Below are 15,853 nucleotides of genomic sequence, written 5' to 3' on the forward strand. Positions count from 1 at the left end.
TAACATATGACAAAAGTTACAGAAATAATAAACGAAAAGAAAATTTTAAACTTGCTAAAAACCGTATTAGAACCCGAAAAGAATACCGTATTAAAAATACTGAAAAAAGCTTCAAAGAAAAAAGGCTTAAATCTCAAAGATGTCGCTTGTCTTCTAAATACAAAAGATAAGAAACTTGTGACTGAAATGCACAAGACGGCTGGCCAGATAAAACAAGATATCTACGGTGAGAGATTAGTTCTCTTTGCTCCTCTTTACATATCAAGCTTTTGTATAAACGACTGCGAGTATTGCGGTTTCCACAGACGCAATACTGACGAGCGGAAAAAGCTTTCTACAAAAGAGATTGAGCAAGAAGTAAAAGTCCTCTTAGATATGGGACACAAGAGACTTCTCTTGGAATTCGGGGAACACCCCCTCAACAAAATAGAAGATGTCGTTAATGCTATAGATACTATTTATAAAACTAAATCAAAAAACGGGGAGATAAGGAGAGTAAATGTTAACATAGCGGCTACCTCAGTAGAGGATTATAAAAAATTAAAAAAAATCGGCATAGGGACATACCAGCTATTTCAAGAAACTTATCACCGCGAAACCTATGACAAAATGCACGACGGACCAAAAGCTAACTACGAAAGACAGCTCTTTGCTCACGACAAAGCATTTGAAGCGGGGATTGATGATGTTGGACTAGGCGTCCTATTCGGGCTTTATAACTATAAATTTGAAGTTTTAAGCTTATTGTCACACGCCAAGTATTTAGACAAGAAATACGGCGTCGGACCGCATACCTTTTCTGTTCCTCGCTTCCAACCGGCCCCAACCGTCAAGATGAAAACTCCTTATAAGGTTAATAATGATGATTTTCTGAAGATAATAGCCATCCTTAGAATGGCAGTACCTTACACCGGCATTATTATCTCAACAAGAGAGACGCCAGAAATACGATCTAAAGCATTTGAAATAGGTATTTCCCAAGCAAGTTCCGGCTCCATAACAACCCCTGGTGGCTACAGTGAAAAAGAAAATAGATTAAAACAATTTGAGTTGGGCGACCACAGAGATATTAATCAATTCCTAATAAGCGCCATTAGACAAGATCTATTGCCTAGTTTCTGCACCGCCTGCTACAGAAAAAAACGCACGGGAAAAGCTTTTATGGACTTGGCCAAGCCCGGCGATATCCAGAACTTCTGCAGGCCAAACGCCATCTTAACTTTCAAAGAATATCTTGAAGATTACGCTCAGAGTGAAGTTAGAACAGAAGGAGAGAAATTGATGGTTAGATATTTAGAGCAGATCCCGAATGAAAATATAAAAAAAGAAACCAAAAAGAGGCTAAAAGCTATAGAGCAAGGAAAGAGGGACCTTTATTTTTAATGCACGGAGCAAGTGATGCAAGGATCATAGGCGCGAATTAACATCTCCATCAGGTGTTCAAGCTCTTCGTGAGACTTCTCGCTATGCTGAGCTAACAAGGCCTCAGCGGTATTTTCCATAGAAGTGAGGTTCTGCACTGTCGGCGTAATAATGTTAGCGTATTTTATAATGCCATCTTTATCAAAATGAACTTCATTATAAAGACCTCCTCGTGGCGCCTCTACCGCGCCTATACCAACAAGAGATGGATTCTTCGAAGGAGAGGCTACCCTATCGTCAATATCTTTTTTCAATAACTTCCCTAAGATAGAAACCGCTTCTTCAAGTTCAAAAAGCGTCTCTATGACTTGTGCCAAATTATTGTGATACGGATTTTTAAAGTCTAGCCCGAAAAAAGAAATGTCTCTGTCATAAAAACTCTTATGATAAAGTCGGGCCAGAGAGCCCACCATATAAACATTGCCCTTATACGAACCGAATTTGGCAGTGGAATATTTCTTCACCTCCTCTTCAATATTCTTCTTATAATCTTTAATACTGAAAGATTCTCTTTTATTTGAAAGCACTTTGCCATCTTTCTGAGCCAAAAGTTCAAGATCAACCTGCAGCTCAGGATATTCAAGAGTAGCGAAGAAGTCTGCCAGTGCCTTCGCTTTCGGGATCGCTATTTTTACTTTCTCCAATAAACCGCTAAGCTCTTCTTTGGTCGGCGTTTTATGAAAACCGCCCACCGTAGTTCGCGTAGGATGGACATTGCGTCCCGCCACCACATAAGCAATCTCATCTCCAAGCTCTTTAAGAGAAAGTGCAAGTTCAAATTTCTTCGGGTCCTTAAAATCAAGCTCTGTAATCCTATCTATCCCTATATAATCCGGCAAAGCCAAAAAGACTGCGTGGAGTACGTGACTCTGCACATTTTGTCCAACCTGCATAAGCCGGCGAAGCAATTTCGCAGTCTCTGTAATCTCCACCCCTAGAGCATCTTCAGTGGCGGCAAGCGAAGCCAAGTTATGGGCAATAGGGCAGACACCGCAAATCCTCGGGGTGATCCAATGCATCTCATCGGCCGTTCTTCCAACCAAGATCCCTTCAAACAAGCGCTCTCCCTCATGGACATTAAGCTCCACTTTCCCCTTCCGCCAATCAATAGCCAAAGAGCCGTGCCCTTCAATCTTGGCAATATATTCATCGGCTCTTTTTTTTACTAGATTCTTTTCAGACATAAAATTCGTTTATAAAAAAATCGGGAAATCGGTTCCCGGCGAATCCCTATCTCGTCCGTGAGCTAAGGGCGCCGATTTCCCGATTTTTCTAAATAAATTTTTACTTTAATTTAATAATAACAAACTTTCGCCTATTTTAAAAACGTCCCCCGCGCCGATAGTGATAATAACATCGCCTTTTTGAGCATTTTTAATCAAAAATTTTTCAATTTTACCAAAAGGACCGATATATTGGGTATTCCTGTTATATTTCCTGATTTTCTCCGCCAAATCTTTCCCGCTGATTGTTTTATCTTTTTTCTCCCGCGCCGCGTAAATATCGGTAATTATAACTTCATCGGCACTATTGAAGCTCTTGGCAAATTCGGTGAGAAGTAATTTTGTCCTAGAGTAAAGATGAGGCTGGAAGACGACCCATACTTTCTTCTTTTTGAAATAATCTCTAGCGCCTTTGAGTGTCGTTTGTATCTCTGTCGGATGATGAGCATAATCATCATATATAGAAACACCATTAATTTTTCCCTTATACTCAAATCTTCGCCAAGTTCCTTTAAAATTATTAAGTGCTTCCACTATTAGAGGATTTTTCACCTTCAATATCTGCGCCACAGCCATAGCTGCTTTAGCGTTATCTATATTATGATTCCCCGGCACCTTGAGATTTAATCTAGTTGATATTTTGGAATAATCAACAATCTTACAGCCCGTCTTTTTTGCCTCATTGATAATCGGCTTCATATTTTTACCTGACACACCACAAACAAAATGCCCGTCTTTACCTAATTTTTTTACAAGAGAAATAAAAGCGCTTTGAATGTCTCGTAGGTCCTTATAATAATCCAAGTGATCTTTATCAATATTTGTGATAACTATAATCTTCGGCGAAAGATTAAGAAAAGCGCGCCTATACTCACACGCCTCCGTGAGAAAATATTTTGACTTTCCGAAAACGAAATTACTTCCGCCCTCTTTCAATATACTCCCCACGACAACAGTAGGATCCACTTTTGCATCACTTAGCGCCTTGGCAATCATCGCTGTGGTTGTCGTCTTGCCGTGCGTACCGGAGACAGCAATGGTGTATTTTTCTCCGGAGACAAACCCGAGCATCTCAGGGTAACTTATGGCAAAAATCCCCATCTTCTTTGCCTTTTTAAGTTCAGGGTTGTTGGGAGATATAGCTGTGGTATAGACAACTAAATCTGTATTATCAGGAAGATTAGGGGATTTATGCCCTATCTTTATATTCATTCCCGCTTTCTTAAGATCGGCAAGGATCGCCGAGCCATGGAGATCCGAACCGCTCACCGCTTTCCCTTCCCTCTTCATCATCCTGGCAATAGCCGAGACACCGATACCCCCTATACCGATAAAGTGAACGCTTTTTATATTATCCAATAGATTTTTTTTCATTTTTAATGTTGTAATCTTTTTACTTTAACTTCCTTACCTCTCTTACAAACTGTTTGCCCCTGTCAAATTCATTCTTAAACAAACCAAAGCTTGCCGCGCCCGGAGAAAGCAACACTATGTCCCCTTTCTTGGAAAGACTCCTCGCCAATCTCACCGCCTCCTTCATTTTGTGCACCACCGAGTGGTGCACATTTATCTCTTTTAGAAGCTTATCTGTGGCAGTGCCAGGGAAAATGATTAACTCTTTTACTTCTTTTTTTATAGTTTTCGCAAATTCTTTATAATCAAGATTTTTATCAACTCCTCCGGCAATCAGAATTATTCTTTTCTTCTTCTCCTTGAAAGCCTTCAGGGCAGACACCGCTCCGTCCGGATTCGTCGCAGTCGTGTCATTATAATACTTTATGCCCTTTATTTCACGCACCAGCTCAAGCCTATCTTTAACCCCCTTAAAATCTCGCAAGACCATTCTAATATCACTATTCTTCACACCGAAAATTTTTGCCGCACAAACTCCAGCTAGCACATTCTCCAAGTTATGATCGCCGGGAACCTGGATGTCGCTAATTTTCACCACTTTTTCTTCTTTTCCGTCTACCTTGAATACAATGTCTCTACCTTCAATAAAAATACCGTCCTTACCATTAAAATGTTTTTTAGAAAACCAAAAAATCCTGCTCTTTATACCTTTGCCCGCTTTCTTAGACTCTTTATCATCCTTATTTAGAATAAGGAAATCTTGCGGTCCTTGAAATTTAAAAATAATCTTTTTATCATTATGGTAATCCTCTAAACTCTTATACTTATCAAGATGGTCTGACTTTAGATTAGTAATAACCGCAATATTAGGACTCTTCTTTGCCGGCAAAAGACCTCTTAAAAGCCAGCTTGAGAATTCCGCCACAACAACATCTTCTTTTTTTATCTTATCCATATACTTAAGCGGAGAAACACCTATATTTCCGCAAAGAATAGCCTTATTCTTCTTTTTAATAAATTCGTAAACTAAAGAAGTGGTCGTACTCTTGCCCTTACTCCCAGTAACGCCTATAAGGAAATTGTCATTGTTATCTAAAAATAGACTCCAGTCATTGATGATAGGGATATTATTTTCTCTGGCAATTTTAAGATAAACCGAAGAATCAGGAACTGAGGGATTTTGAAAAATCAGATCCGCCCTCTGGAAATCCTTTTCCCTATGTCCACCAAAAAAGTATTGTATATTCTTAAACTTATTCAATTTTTTAATCTGATGTCTTAGATCTTCTTCTTTCTTAAGATCTGTCACGAGGACACGGGCGCCGACCCGCGCAAAAAACAAAGCGGCAGATATGCCGCTGCCGTCTCCATACCCCCCCAAGCCCATCACGACAACTCTCTTATTTTTAAATTTATTTTCCATTTTTCTTTTTCTTCATTTCTTTTTCAAACACTTCTCTATATTCTTTAATCTTGTTAAAAAACATAGAAAGATGCCTATCTATCTCTTTATTGGCGGCAAACTTCTTTAATATCTTTACCAGTGCCGGTATATTAGCCTCTTCCCTGGGGCCAAAACATCCATAACAAGGGCTTCCTCCGGAGATGCACACCGCCTTACACCCACCTTGAGTTATAGGACCAAAGCATATCTTATCTTCAAGTAAACGACAAGGATTCTCTCTTTCCTTACATTCAAAGCAAACCGAGTAACCATGATAACGGGGGGTCTTCCCGGCTAACAGCTCTTCAAGAGCTCTCATTATTTCGTCTTCTTCTACAGGACAACCATGTATCATATAATCAACCTTCACATAAGCTGAAAGAGGGAGTGCATCAATCCCTTTAGGCTTATACCCTTCACCATAAATTTTCTTATACCATTTTTCTCTATCTTTTTTATCCATTATCCCCGGTATGCCGGCTATAGAAGCGCACGCGCCCAAAGCGACAATCACTTTTGATTTTTCGCGGAGCTCTACAAGAAGGTCAATCTCGTCTTTGGTGACAGGTGTTCCTTCTATAATAGTGACGTCATATGGACCGTCTTCAAAATGCTCTTGACCTAGCCTCCAATTCACGATATTAAATCTCTTCTCCAGATCCAAAAGCTTCTCTTTAATAGAAACGAGTTTTACTTCACATCCTTCGCAGTCGGTGAAGTCGTATATGGCTATTTTTGGTTTTGCTAAATTTTTCATATATATTAAGTTGGAAACAAAAACTTAATTTCTGTAGAATTTCCCTCTATGACCGTTCTTAAGGAAATTAAGATTTTTGATTCCAACGCTTTCCTACATCATTTATCCCACGCTTTATCTATCTCATCTAAATTGAATACTGGTCCGTCAACGCATACATATTTATCCCCGCAGACACAATGCTGACACCGGCCTACCCCGCACTGCATCTTTCTCTCCATACTTACGAAAATTCTCCTATCAGGTATGCCCATTGGATTAAGTAAGTTCTCTATGGCGTCAACCATCGGACCAGGCCCACACATCGCAACCACTGTGTTAGCCGAATTTATCTTCAGGTGTTCCAAGCAATCAGTCACAAAACCGGTATTACCGTCCCAATTACAAGCCGGCTTATCAACAGTCAAAGTAACATTTATCCTCCTCTTCCATTCATTCATCCTTTCCTTCATTAAAAGATCTTCCGGAGTAGTGGCGCCATATAGAAGATTAACTTCTCCAAAATCGCTCCTATTTGAAATAATATATTCAACAAGCGAAGCTATTGGCGGAATACCACAGCCGCCTGTTATTAAGATAACATCTTTCTCGCGAAAAAAATCTATCGGATACCCATTGCCATAAGGTCCTCTTAGTGTCAGTTCATCTCCCTCTTCAAGAGAGTGCAAAGCGCTTGTAACTTGGCCGACTTTTCTAACAACAACCTCTATACACGAAGAATCATTTGGGTGAGAAGCCGGACCAAACGGCGACTCTCCATACCCCCACAAACCAGCGAGCACAAATTGACCCGGCACAAATACGAGTCCATTTTGATTTAAAGGGAAAGGGCTTCCATCTAACTTAGCCATACGGAAAAGCTTAACGTCACCTGAATATATTTCAATTTTTTGAATTTTTACCGGTATCGGCTCGTAAATATTTTGCATAATTATTATTTATTTAAGATGAAAACGGATAAAAATCTTGTGAATTTAATTTTTAATTTTTTTAAACCTATTCATTATCTCCAAAAGAACTTCCTCTATATCAATCCGCGCCGGACAATATTTCTTACATCTACCACAGGTGACACACTGGGATTTGCCAAATTCAAGATAACCTCTCACAAATTTATGATAAAACCAATTATAATACCTCTCTTTCACTCCTTTATGAAAACTATGCCCCGGTCGCCCTATTCCTCCGGCAACCTTAGCGAACTCGGGCAGAGTGCAAGCATCCCACTTACGACAACGCCTACATTCGTCTCCGGAAAGATCCATTTCATCTTCTACAGAAAAACAATGGCAAAGTGGGCAAACATAAGTGCAGATCCCGCAATTAAGGCATTCCCCCGCCAGCTTATCCCAAATCTCCGGGTAACCTTGCCAAGACCACTTCACAGCATCATGGAGAAGCTCAGGGTCGGACAAAAGTCCATGAAGCTCTACCATCGTCTTGCTCTTAGAAATTTTATATTCAACTCTATCTTTTTCTTCCTTACCTGCCGGCAGGCAAGTAAAAGGAAAATCCAATCTCTTTAAAAACTTCTCCCCTTTTTTTGTTACGACAACGACTTCATACTCATCGTTCTTTAATTTCCTCAAGATAATATCTCCCCCTGGAGCAACATTGAATTCTTTCCCAGTCAAGCCTATTAAAATTGATTTGTCTCTTTTGTTAAAATAAAAATCATCCCGCGCCGGCTTTTGCATTATCTCATCAAGATAAGTAATAGCCTCTAAGTCCTTAAGTGAAATTCCAAAAAGAATAAAATCTTTAGGCGCCTTTTGGCTTGAGAGACTTTTACTTTTTTTATCAAATGTAAAAGTTATCTCTCTTGAAGGAAAAAAATATCGCTTCGGAGGCAAAATACTTTCACGAACATCAAATAATTGCGCCTGTTTTCCGAGCTTATCTAAAAAAATATTTAGTCGTTTTTCTTCTAAAATCTTCATTTATTTCATTATAATAAAATAAATAAAGTTATTCCACCTCCCTCCAGTTAACAATATCCCAGGCGCCGGAAGGTCCGGCTGAAAAATTCAAGTCAGCCAAACCTTGTTCGTAAGTAACCACGGCAGTATTATCAAGCCTGAGTTTATAAGCGATAATTTCCGTAACATTGACGCCATTATGCAAATTTATCATACCGTTTTGAGCGTAGAAAATGACACCAGATGCATTGTTATGTATATCAACCGCGCCATTGTGATGAGTACATCCTATCCCCGACGTGCCATCGCAATTTGAAGTCGTTAGCATCATCAAATAACTACCCGTCTCGCCTGATCCGCGAAAATTACTGTTATTTTCTGTATGAATCCAGCTGTCAGCAATAACAATGCAAGAATTCGCGCCATAAGAAGGATCACATTGAATAGTTGACCCATTTGCAATATCAATATAGCCATGAACATACACTGTTCCGGTAATTGTCAGTATTTTATTATTGGATGTCATCATAAGATTTCCCGTAATCTCTTTCGGTCCAAGAGATATATTAGAAATGACAGAAAGATCCCCAATGACTTGTCCGCCGACACTCGCATCAGTCTTCCAGCTCTCAATATTCGCATCAGAAATAGGCATGCCTTGATATGGTTGATCAGAAGATACTAAATAGCCGATACCGGGAGTTAATGGATTCAAACAAGTCGGACTTGACGGACTATTTAAAAAATCCAAAGAAGCTGAATCAATGGATTGATAATAAGCATCACCGCAAATCTTTGAGTTCGTTATAGTATTAGATTTAGCGTCGCCTGTCACAATAATATTATCTATAAAATTAATGCCAGACCCCCAATAAGTCCTGAAATTCAGATCGCCTGTGATTTGCGTCCATGGATCATTGTCCCAATCCTCGCTGTATTTGCCAATACCATTGCCATAACCATTATTAGAATCAGAACACCAATACCAATACTTAGTTGAACTCCTGCTGGCATCAAAAACAATCCAATAAGTATTTCCGTTCACTAGCATTGGGGGAGATAGAAAGACGACATCAATCCATCCGTACTCCGTAGTTACCAAACTGGCAGAAAGGGTCGCGCTGGCAAACACATTATTTTCATCCGGCGATCCGCTACTGTCACCGGTTATCCTTATGGTTCTGTTTGACGGGTTGCTTACTTTTTTAATATAAATGCTGATTTTAGCGAGCTTACCGGTCTGTGGCGCGATAAAACTTTGGGCCATATCTACCACGGGGTTAACTTGACCAAAAAGCTGGTCCTGGTTGCAGACCGCTGATTTTACCTGACCGCTCTCTTCTATATTGGTCGCTACAATCGCATCACCGGATATTTTTGATCCATTTTCGCCTGTAACCGAACCATTTGAATAAATATTACCTATAACAGCGGAATTCTCATCCATCTCTAATCCCCCTTCACCCACCTCTACGCCGTAGAAAAATTCAAAGCCATACGCAGAAGAAAGAACAGCTTTTATTTTCCTCACATATCCTAAAATATCAGCAGTTGCGACTATTTCTTTATTGCCCCCTAATGGACTTGAAACGATAATATTAACTTGCCCGTCTGGAGTAAATATAGACCCGGATGATGAAACATTCTTCCCTCTTTTTATCCTGTATACCACATCTTCAACACCTGACTCAGCCAAAAAATAACTTTTCTTAGAATTTGAAAAGACCTTTCCTGCCTTTACATCCTTTGACGCAAGCGAAGAGGCTCCGGCTATAAGTCCAATAGAAATAAAAAGAAATAAAACAACAACAGTAAGACCGGCCTGACCGTTATTAAGGTCTAAAGTATATTGCTTTATGAATAGTTTTTTCAAAAATCTCATATATATTTCTATTAACTAATGGCTAATAACTACTGGCTAATCAATAACTTCTCTTCAATACTGCGGTATTATAAAATTTTTCCACCTTATTGCCAAAAAGACTGATTCCATTTACTTCAATTTCTATTTTTATTGACTCAGAAATTCCGGGAACAACAATATCATGAAAAATCAGATTCGTAACAGAAAGCGATGAAGGAGTTATATCTTCAGCTACCCCTGCGCCTTCTTTAATCATAAGATCTGTCCCATCAATATAGAACTCAACAGTAGTCGGTGATTCGCTTATAGGATCTATAGTATTCAGTTTTAAAATACCCGGATTAACTCCGAATGTACTGCCCAAGGTATCTACGCTACTTGCAAATCTTATCTCCCTGACAAGCCTCTCTAAAGATGTCTCTGCGAAATTATTAATCTTTCTTGATGTATTAATACTGCTCAATGACTTAGACATAGCTAAAACAGATGAAATAACCAAAACAACGATAACAGATAGAATGGCGATATAAATAACCATCTCAATAAGAGTAAATCCGGCTATATAAGACTTAAATTTTAATCTATTACTCATCATTAATTTTAAAATTTAATTATTGAAAATATTTGTAATGTATGATGAAACGAAGCTTGTGGTAGTGGCGCCTCTTTCTTGCCAAGAAACATAAAAAATCACATTCTTGGTATCCGGGTCAATTGTGCCGAACTCCGATATATCGTCATTGGCATCACGCAAAACATCTTCAATGATAAATTTTCTTTCAAAAAAACCGTCTATAAGACTCGGGATAATAGACACTTGCCAATTTAACCCATCAAAGACAAGGTAATAATCCAATCCTGAAGAGAGCGCGCCAAGACTGGTGCCCCAGCCAGTATCACGCATAATTTTGGCCGCTTCAATTCCCTCTTCAAGCAAAAATGACGCTTTTATGTTATTTGCAGTCTTTCTCTCTGCTCTAAGAGAAAGCTCAAAAATAAAAAATAGGCTAAAAACAGAGAAAGAGATAATAGCCACAGCTATTACAATCTCTACCAATCCGAATCCGCGATCGTTTAATTTATTTTCTCTCATTTTTTTTAATAATTAATTTTGATCAATAGACCCGCTCTGCGTAATATTTGCAGTCTTTGTATTGCCAACATCGGACTTAACTCTAAAAATAATCGTGCCATATTGTTCTGTCTTTCCCGTAAGTTTTTTAAACATAATATCAGATCCTCCGCCATTTAAAGAAATTGAAGAAATTTCAATCAATGGAGAAAAAAGAAGACTGCGATTGTCAGGATTCGGTTCCGAAAAAACCGCCCCCTTAAATAAAACCGCCCTATTTGTTTCAAAATGAATCCCGTAAGCAGAGTCGTCTTTTGAAGAAATGGTATTAATCTTTGCTTCATTTATCATAGAAACGGCATCCGAAATAGTATTGCTTAAAGCCTGATTATTGCGAAAAGAAGCAAATGATATTACAGCGAAACTGGCTAATATAGACACAATGACTATAACTATAATAAATTCAATTAAAGTAAACCCTTTATTCATATTTTTATAAGCCTCCTGCCATAGAATACATAGGCGATATCATTGATACGGCAAAGAAGCCTACGACAGCGCCCACAACAACCATCAAAAGCGGTTCTATGACGGTTGAAAGATTCTTAGTCGTATTATTAACCTCCTCTTCATAAAAATCAGCGACTCTCTCAAGCATTTCTGAAAACTTTCCCGTCTCTTCGCCAACCGCCATCATCTCGCCCACCAGCACAGGGTATAGATTCTCATTTTCTTGAAAGACTTTTGAAACAGGAGAGCCTTTTTGAATTTCTATCTTAGCCTTTGAAATAACTTCTTTATAATAAGAATTTTGGATAACATCAATCGTTATATCAAGCGCTTCTATTATCTTAACTCCGGACCCCGTCAAAGAAGAAAGCGTTCTTGCTGTGCGCGCAGAGTTAATTTTTTTCACTAAAGGAGATATAATTGGGACTCTAAGCAATACATATTCAAAAAGTCTCTTTCCTTTCGGCAGTCTTAATAACCAAGTCATCAGAGAAAAAAAGGCGGCGGAAAATATAATTGTAATTAAGGAATTATTTATTAAAAAATTACTTAAACCGATAATCATTCTAGTGCTTAAAGGAAGTTCTATTTTAAGCTCTGAAAAGGTAGAAACCAAAGTAGGAACGACAAAAACCAAAAGGAGAATCCCTATTATTATAAGCGCAATTACCACGATCACAGGGTAAATCATCGCTCCCTTAATCTTCTTTTTTAGAGTCCAATCCCTCTCAAGCTGTATCCCTATAATCTCAAGCGCTTCGCTTAATTTGCCCGACTCTTCTCCCATTTTTACCATCGCGACAAAAAGGCTTGAAAAAATCTTCGGGAATAGCGCCATTGACTCTGATATGGATTTACCTTTCTGTATATTATTTTTTAATGACTCAACTGTTTCTTTGAATTTATTATTTTTAGTCTGTTTTACGATAATAGACAAAGCCCTTGTCACAGAAAGTCCGGCGCTTATCATAACGGACAAATTTCTTGCAAAGACCATTTTCTCCGACGCAGGCACAATACTTAAAAACGAAAAAGACAAAAAAGGCTTCGCTTCTTTTTCTTCTTTATATGAAGTAAGCATATAACCTTCGGCTTTCAAATCCTTAGCAAGCTCAAACCTGTCTTTTGCATCAAGTTCTCCCTCCGTTTCCTCACCGGTTATTTTTTTCGCTTTATATTTGAATTTCATAAATTATTGCTGTTATTACTCGCTGGTAACTCTCAGGACTTCTTCAATGGTGGTAATTCCTTGGACTGCTTTTATAATACCATCTTCAAGCATCGTTATCATCCCCTCTTTTTTCGCTTGATTTTCAATTTCATCAGAAGTGGCGTCTTTCATAACCAAATTTTTTATAGTTTCTGTCACTTCAAGCACTTCATGTATTCCGATTCTGTCAAAATACCCGTCAGGAGAATCTTTTGTCTGTTTCGTCTTATAAAATGGTATTTTGTCAAAAGAAATATTCGGCTCTATGACTTTTTCATCCTTTAAAATTTCTAACATTCTATCCAAATCAACCACGTCGCCTAAATCCTTCAATTGATCTTTGTTTAGAAAATATTTTTCTTTTGTTTTGGATAATTTCCTGACAAGACGCTGAGCAACAGCCATATTTAATGTTGACACTAAAAGGAACGGTTCCACTTTCATATCAAGAAGCCTCGGGATGGAGCCAGCCGCTGAATTAGTGTGAAGCGTTGATAAGACAAGATGGCCGGTCAATGAGGCATTTATTGCCAAAGATGCCGTTTCATTATCTCTAATCTCGCCGACCATTATAATATCAGGGTCTTGCCTCAAAAGAGACCTTAATCCGTTTGAGAAAGAAAATCCTATTTCAGGCCTGACTTGGCTTTGATTAATCCTTTGCATTTGATATTCAATAGGGTCTTCAACAGTAGATATATTCACCCCTGGTTTATTCAATATATCAAGAACAGTATAAAGAGTTGTTGTTTTTCCAGAGCCGGTAGGGCCCGTTACAAGAATCATGCCGTTTGGCTTTTTTATCGTTTTCTGCACTTTATCAATCTGGCTCTCCGAGAAACCTAAAGCTTCCAAAGAAAAACCTTTCGCTCCTTCATGCAAAAGCCTCAGTACGACTTTTTCCCCGTTATAAACCGGCAAAACAGACACTCTGAAAGCCACTCTTTCTTCAGGAGTCTCAATCTTAAATCTGCCGTCTTGAGGCAAACGCTTCTCATCAAGCCTCAAGCTTGAGAGAATCTTAATACGAGCGACGATTCCATCAGCGGCGCTTTTTGGCAAAACCATGGCATCATGCAAAACACCGTCAATTCTATAACGGACAATAACATCTTTATCAGTCGGTTCAATATGAATATCGCTTCCCCGCTCAAGTATGGCATGACGAAGAAGAGTATCCACAATCTTCACAACGGGAAGATCTTCTCCGAGTTTTTTTAATTCTTCAACTTTTTCTTCTCCGCCAATCTCGTCAGAAATGATTTTTATAGATCCTGATTCTTTTTTTATAATATCGCTAAATTCAGCACTCAAACTCCTTTGATACTGAGATAACGCATATTTGATAGAATCAGGTGTGGTAAGTCTTGGTAGTATCTTTAAACTTGATTTTTTCTTTATAAAATCTATCGTCTCAAGGTCTTCAGGATCAAGCATTGCCACCTCCAGTGATCCGTCATAAGCTTTAAAAGCGACTATATTATGAGTCCTCGCTATCGGCTCAGGGATCATGCTTAAGACGTCAAAGCTTATCTTTTCATTCTTCAAGTTTACAAACGGAATACCGAGTATATATGCCTCAAGATGTATTAAGTCATCTTCATTCACTTTCCCGTCGCTTAATAGAACATCTCGCAAACTTTTTTTTGTCTTCTTTGCCTTCTTTTCCGCTTCATCAATGTCACTGCTATTCACCAAGCTTGAATCAAGCAAAAAGGCTTTGAGTTGTTCCTGTTCAACTCTCATTTTTTTCTTTATTGTTAATTTTTAGAGTATCTTTTACTTTGGCTACAATATCATCAAGTGTATAATTTGCTTTCACCAGATACATATTGGCGCCGGAAGAAATAACTTTTTCAACATTCTGATTTTCTTCCAAGTTTGTGAGAATAATTATAGGAATATTGGAAATATTAGGATTATTTTTCAATTCATTAATTACATTAAATCCGTCTTTTTTAGGCAAAACTAAGTCAGAAAGTATAATATCCGGCTTTTCTTCTTCCGCCATCCTTACTCCGTCAACGCCATTAAAAGCGGAAAAAGTTTCAAAGCCCTCAGCCTTAAAAATAGTTTCAAGCATCTCCTGAAAACGCCGTTCGTCTTCTATAAAAAGTATTTTTTTCTTTTTCTCCATAAGAAATTACAAAGCGCAATTTAACATCAGCATTAAGCCTTCTTTTCCGAAGAAAGAGGAAGCATAAACCAGAATGTAGAGCCGCGGCCTTCTATGCTCTCAAAACCTATCTTTCCTCCGGAAGCTTCAATGACAGCCTTGGCTATAAATAATCCTATGCCGGTGCCTCTTGTCTGATAGCTGACGATGCTTTGATTTCTAAAAAATTTTGTAAATATCTTCTTAGCATCAACAGATGATATTCCTATACCATTATCAGTGATAGAGCACTTGGCAAATCCCGAAACCTTTTCTATTGATATTACGACATTACCCTTTTTAAAACTATAACGAATAGCATTGTCTATCAGATGGCCTAAAACATCTTTTACCTTCCTGTCATCGGCAAACACGAAAATGGGTTCGCCTGATAGATTTTTAACAAGAGTAATGTCTTTTATATAAGCAAAACCTTCTTGTTCTTTCAAGACAGTCTCAATCGTTTTATTTAAAGAAAAAGAAACCGGTTTTAATACAAGACCATTGCCCTCAATCTGATCTATCTCCAAAAGTTTATTGGAAAGCTTAATCATTTCCTCATTCTTCTCTTCCAGCATTGAAAGCATAGGAAGTATCTCTTCGCCGTTTGGCTTTAATCGCTGTATTAAATTAAGCTGCCACTTCATTGCAGAAAGCGGGCTCCTTAGTTCATGAGACATAATATTAACAAATTCCGATTTTGTCTGAGACGCTATTACTACCTGTTCAAAAGAATAAACTATAACGTAGCTTATTACAAAAAGAACCGCGGTTATAATTAAGACTATAAGCGCGACTATTTCAGGCTCTACATAATATTGAGCCAAATAATATGTAGAAATAATAGATAGGATTATGAATAATCCCATTATCAAAAATAAGAACTGAGGGCATTGCCATAACTTAACTCTATAATTTCTGCAG

Annotated in this window: 15 protein-coding genes; 1 reads left to right on the forward strand and 14 read right to left on the reverse strand. The window is 38.3% G+C overall.

The window, feature by feature from the left end:
* Positions 1-6: 6 nt before the first annotated feature.
* Positions 7-1,383, forward strand: a complete 1,377-nt coding sequence (gene hydG, locus NUV40_03540) for a [FeFe] hydrogenase H-cluster radical SAM maturase HydG (GenBank protein MCR4342942.1) — start codon at positions 7-9, stop codon at positions 1,381-1,383.
* Here hydG and NUV40_03545 read toward each other — a convergent pair.
* The 14 genes from NUV40_03545 to NUV40_03610 all read right to left on the reverse strand — a co-directional run bounded on the left by NUV40_03545 (position 1,380) and on the right by NUV40_03610 (position 15,798).
* Complete coding sequence (locus tag NUV40_03545; protein MCR4342943.1) at positions 1,380-2,606, reverse strand: Ni/Fe hydrogenase subunit alpha; 1,227 nt, start codon at positions 2,604-2,606, stop codon at positions 1,380-1,382. The genes hydG and NUV40_03545 overlap by 4 nt on opposite strands.
* Before the next feature lie 105 nt (positions 2,607-2,711).
* The gene (locus NUV40_03550) at positions 2,712-4,019 is read right to left on the reverse strand and encodes a UDP-N-acetylmuramate--L-alanine ligase (protein MCR4342944.1); all 1,308 of its coding nucleotides are present in this window, start codon (positions 4,017-4,019) and stop codon (positions 2,712-2,714) included.
* A gap of 19 nt (positions 4,020-4,038) precedes the next feature.
* Entirely contained in the window at positions 4,039-5,421 is a 1,383-nt protein-coding gene (murD, locus tag NUV40_03555) for a UDP-N-acetylmuramoyl-L-alanine--D-glutamate ligase (GenBank protein MCR4342945.1), read from the reverse strand.
* Positions 5,411-6,199: an NADH:ubiquinone oxidoreductase gene (locus NUV40_03560; GenBank protein ID MCR4342946.1), complete on the reverse strand. Its 789-nt coding sequence runs from the start codon at positions 6,197-6,199 to the stop codon at positions 5,411-5,413. The genes murD and NUV40_03560 overlap by 11 nt, the downstream gene beginning before the upstream one ends.
* A gap of 98 nt (positions 6,200-6,297) precedes the next feature.
* Entirely contained in the window at positions 6,298-7,128 is an 831-nt protein-coding gene (locus NUV40_03565) for an FAD/NAD(P)-binding protein (GenBank protein MCR4342947.1), read from the reverse strand.
* 45 nt (positions 7,129-7,173) lie between these two features.
* Complete coding sequence (locus NUV40_03570; protein MCR4342948.1) at positions 7,174-8,139, reverse strand: 4Fe-4S dicluster domain-containing protein; 966 nt, start codon at positions 8,137-8,139, stop codon at positions 7,174-7,176.
* 28 nt (positions 8,140-8,167) lie between these two features.
* Positions 8,168-10,000, reverse strand: coding sequence for a hypothetical protein (locus tag NUV40_03575; protein MCR4342949.1), 1,833 nt, complete (start codon positions 9,998-10,000; stop codon positions 8,168-8,170).
* Positions 10,001-10,040: 40 nt separating this feature from the next.
* A complete protein-coding gene (locus NUV40_03580; GenBank protein ID MCR4342950.1) occupies positions 10,041-10,577 on the reverse strand; it encodes a prepilin-type N-terminal cleavage/methylation domain-containing protein in 537 nt (178 codons plus the stop codon).
* A gap of 12 nt (positions 10,578-10,589) precedes the next feature.
* Entirely contained in the window at positions 10,590-11,075 is a 486-nt protein-coding gene (locus NUV40_03585) for a type II secretion system GspH family protein (GenBank protein ID MCR4342951.1), read from the reverse strand.
* A gap of 12 nt (positions 11,076-11,087) precedes the next feature.
* A complete protein-coding gene (locus tag NUV40_03590; protein MCR4342952.1) occupies positions 11,088-11,543 on the reverse strand; it encodes a prepilin-type N-terminal cleavage/methylation domain-containing protein in 456 nt (151 codons plus the stop codon).
* Positions 11,544-11,547: 4 nt separating this feature from the next.
* Positions 11,548-12,753: a type II secretion system F family protein gene (locus NUV40_03595; GenBank protein ID MCR4342953.1), complete on the reverse strand. Its 1,206-nt coding sequence runs from the start codon at positions 12,751-12,753 to the stop codon at positions 11,548-11,550.
* A 15-nt stretch (positions 12,754-12,768) separates the two neighbouring features.
* On the reverse strand, positions 12,769-14,520 hold the full coding sequence (locus tag NUV40_03600; GenBank protein ID MCR4342954.1) for a GspE/PulE family protein: 1,752 nt from the start codon (positions 14,518-14,520) through the stop codon (positions 12,769-12,771).
* Positions 14,510-14,911, reverse strand: a complete 402-nt coding sequence (locus NUV40_03605; protein ID MCR4342955.1) for a response regulator — start codon at positions 14,909-14,911, stop codon at positions 14,510-14,512. The genes NUV40_03600 and NUV40_03605 overlap by 11 nt, the downstream gene beginning before the upstream one ends.
* 32 nt (positions 14,912-14,943) lie before the next feature.
* Entirely contained in the window at positions 14,944-15,798 is an 855-nt protein-coding gene (locus NUV40_03610) for a HAMP domain-containing histidine kinase (protein MCR4342956.1), read from the reverse strand.
* Between the last annotated feature and the right edge of the window lie 55 nt (positions 15,799-15,853).

The organism is Patescibacteria group bacterium, assembly GCA_024654625.1.
Taxonomy (GTDB): domain Bacteria; phylum Patescibacteriota; class Minisyncoccia.

Excerpts from the sequence above, each read along its gene's own strand:
- hydG (MCR4342942.1), top strand. The coding sequence starts at position 7 with ATGACAAAAGTTACAGAAATAATAAACGAAAAGAAAATTTTAAACTTG.
- NUV40_03545 (MCR4342943.1), bottom strand. The coding sequence starts at position 2,606 with ATGTCTGAAAAGAATCTAGTAAAAAAAAGAGCCGATGAATATATTGCC.
- NUV40_03550 (MCR4342944.1), bottom strand. The coding sequence starts at position 4,019 with ATGAAAAAAAATCTATTGGATAATATAAAAAGCGTTCACTTTATCGGT.
- murD (MCR4342945.1), bottom strand. The coding sequence starts at position 5,421 with ATGGAAAATAAATTTAAAAATAAGAGAGTTGTCGTGATGGGCTTGGGG.
- NUV40_03560 (MCR4342946.1), bottom strand. The coding sequence starts at position 6,199 with ATGAAAAATTTAGCAAAACCAAAAATAGCCATATACGACTTCACCGAC.
- NUV40_03565 (MCR4342947.1), bottom strand. The coding sequence starts at position 7,128 with ATGCAAAATATTTACGAGCCGATACCGGTAAAAATTCAAAAAATTGAA.
- NUV40_03570 (MCR4342948.1), bottom strand. The coding sequence starts at position 8,139 with ATGAAGATTTTAGAAGAAAAACGACTAAATATTTTTTTAGATAAGCTC.
- NUV40_03575 (MCR4342949.1), bottom strand. The coding sequence starts at position 10,000 with ATGAGATTTTTGAAAAAACTATTCATAAAGCAATATACTTTAGACCTT.
- NUV40_03580 (MCR4342950.1), bottom strand. The coding sequence starts at position 10,577 with ATGATGAGTAATAGATTAAAATTTAAGTCTTATATAGCCGGATTTACT.
- NUV40_03585 (MCR4342951.1), bottom strand. The coding sequence starts at position 11,075 with ATGAGAGAAAATAAATTAAACGATCGCGGATTCGGATTGGTAGAGATT.
- NUV40_03590 (MCR4342952.1), bottom strand. The coding sequence starts at position 11,543 with ATGAATAAAGGGTTTACTTTAATTGAATTTATTATAGTTATAGTCATT.
- NUV40_03595 (MCR4342953.1), bottom strand. The coding sequence starts at position 12,753 with ATGAAATTCAAATATAAAGCGAAAAAAATAACCGGTGAGGAAACGGAG.
- NUV40_03600 (MCR4342954.1), bottom strand. The coding sequence starts at position 14,520 with ATGAGAGTTGAACAGGAACAACTCAAAGCCTTTTTGCTTGATTCAAGC.
- NUV40_03605 (MCR4342955.1), bottom strand. The coding sequence starts at position 14,911 with ATGGAGAAAAAGAAAAAAATACTTTTTATAGAAGACGAACGGCGTTTT.
- NUV40_03610 (MCR4342956.1), bottom strand. The coding sequence starts at position 15,798 with ATGGGATTATTCATAATCCTATCTATTATTTCTACATATTATTTGGCT.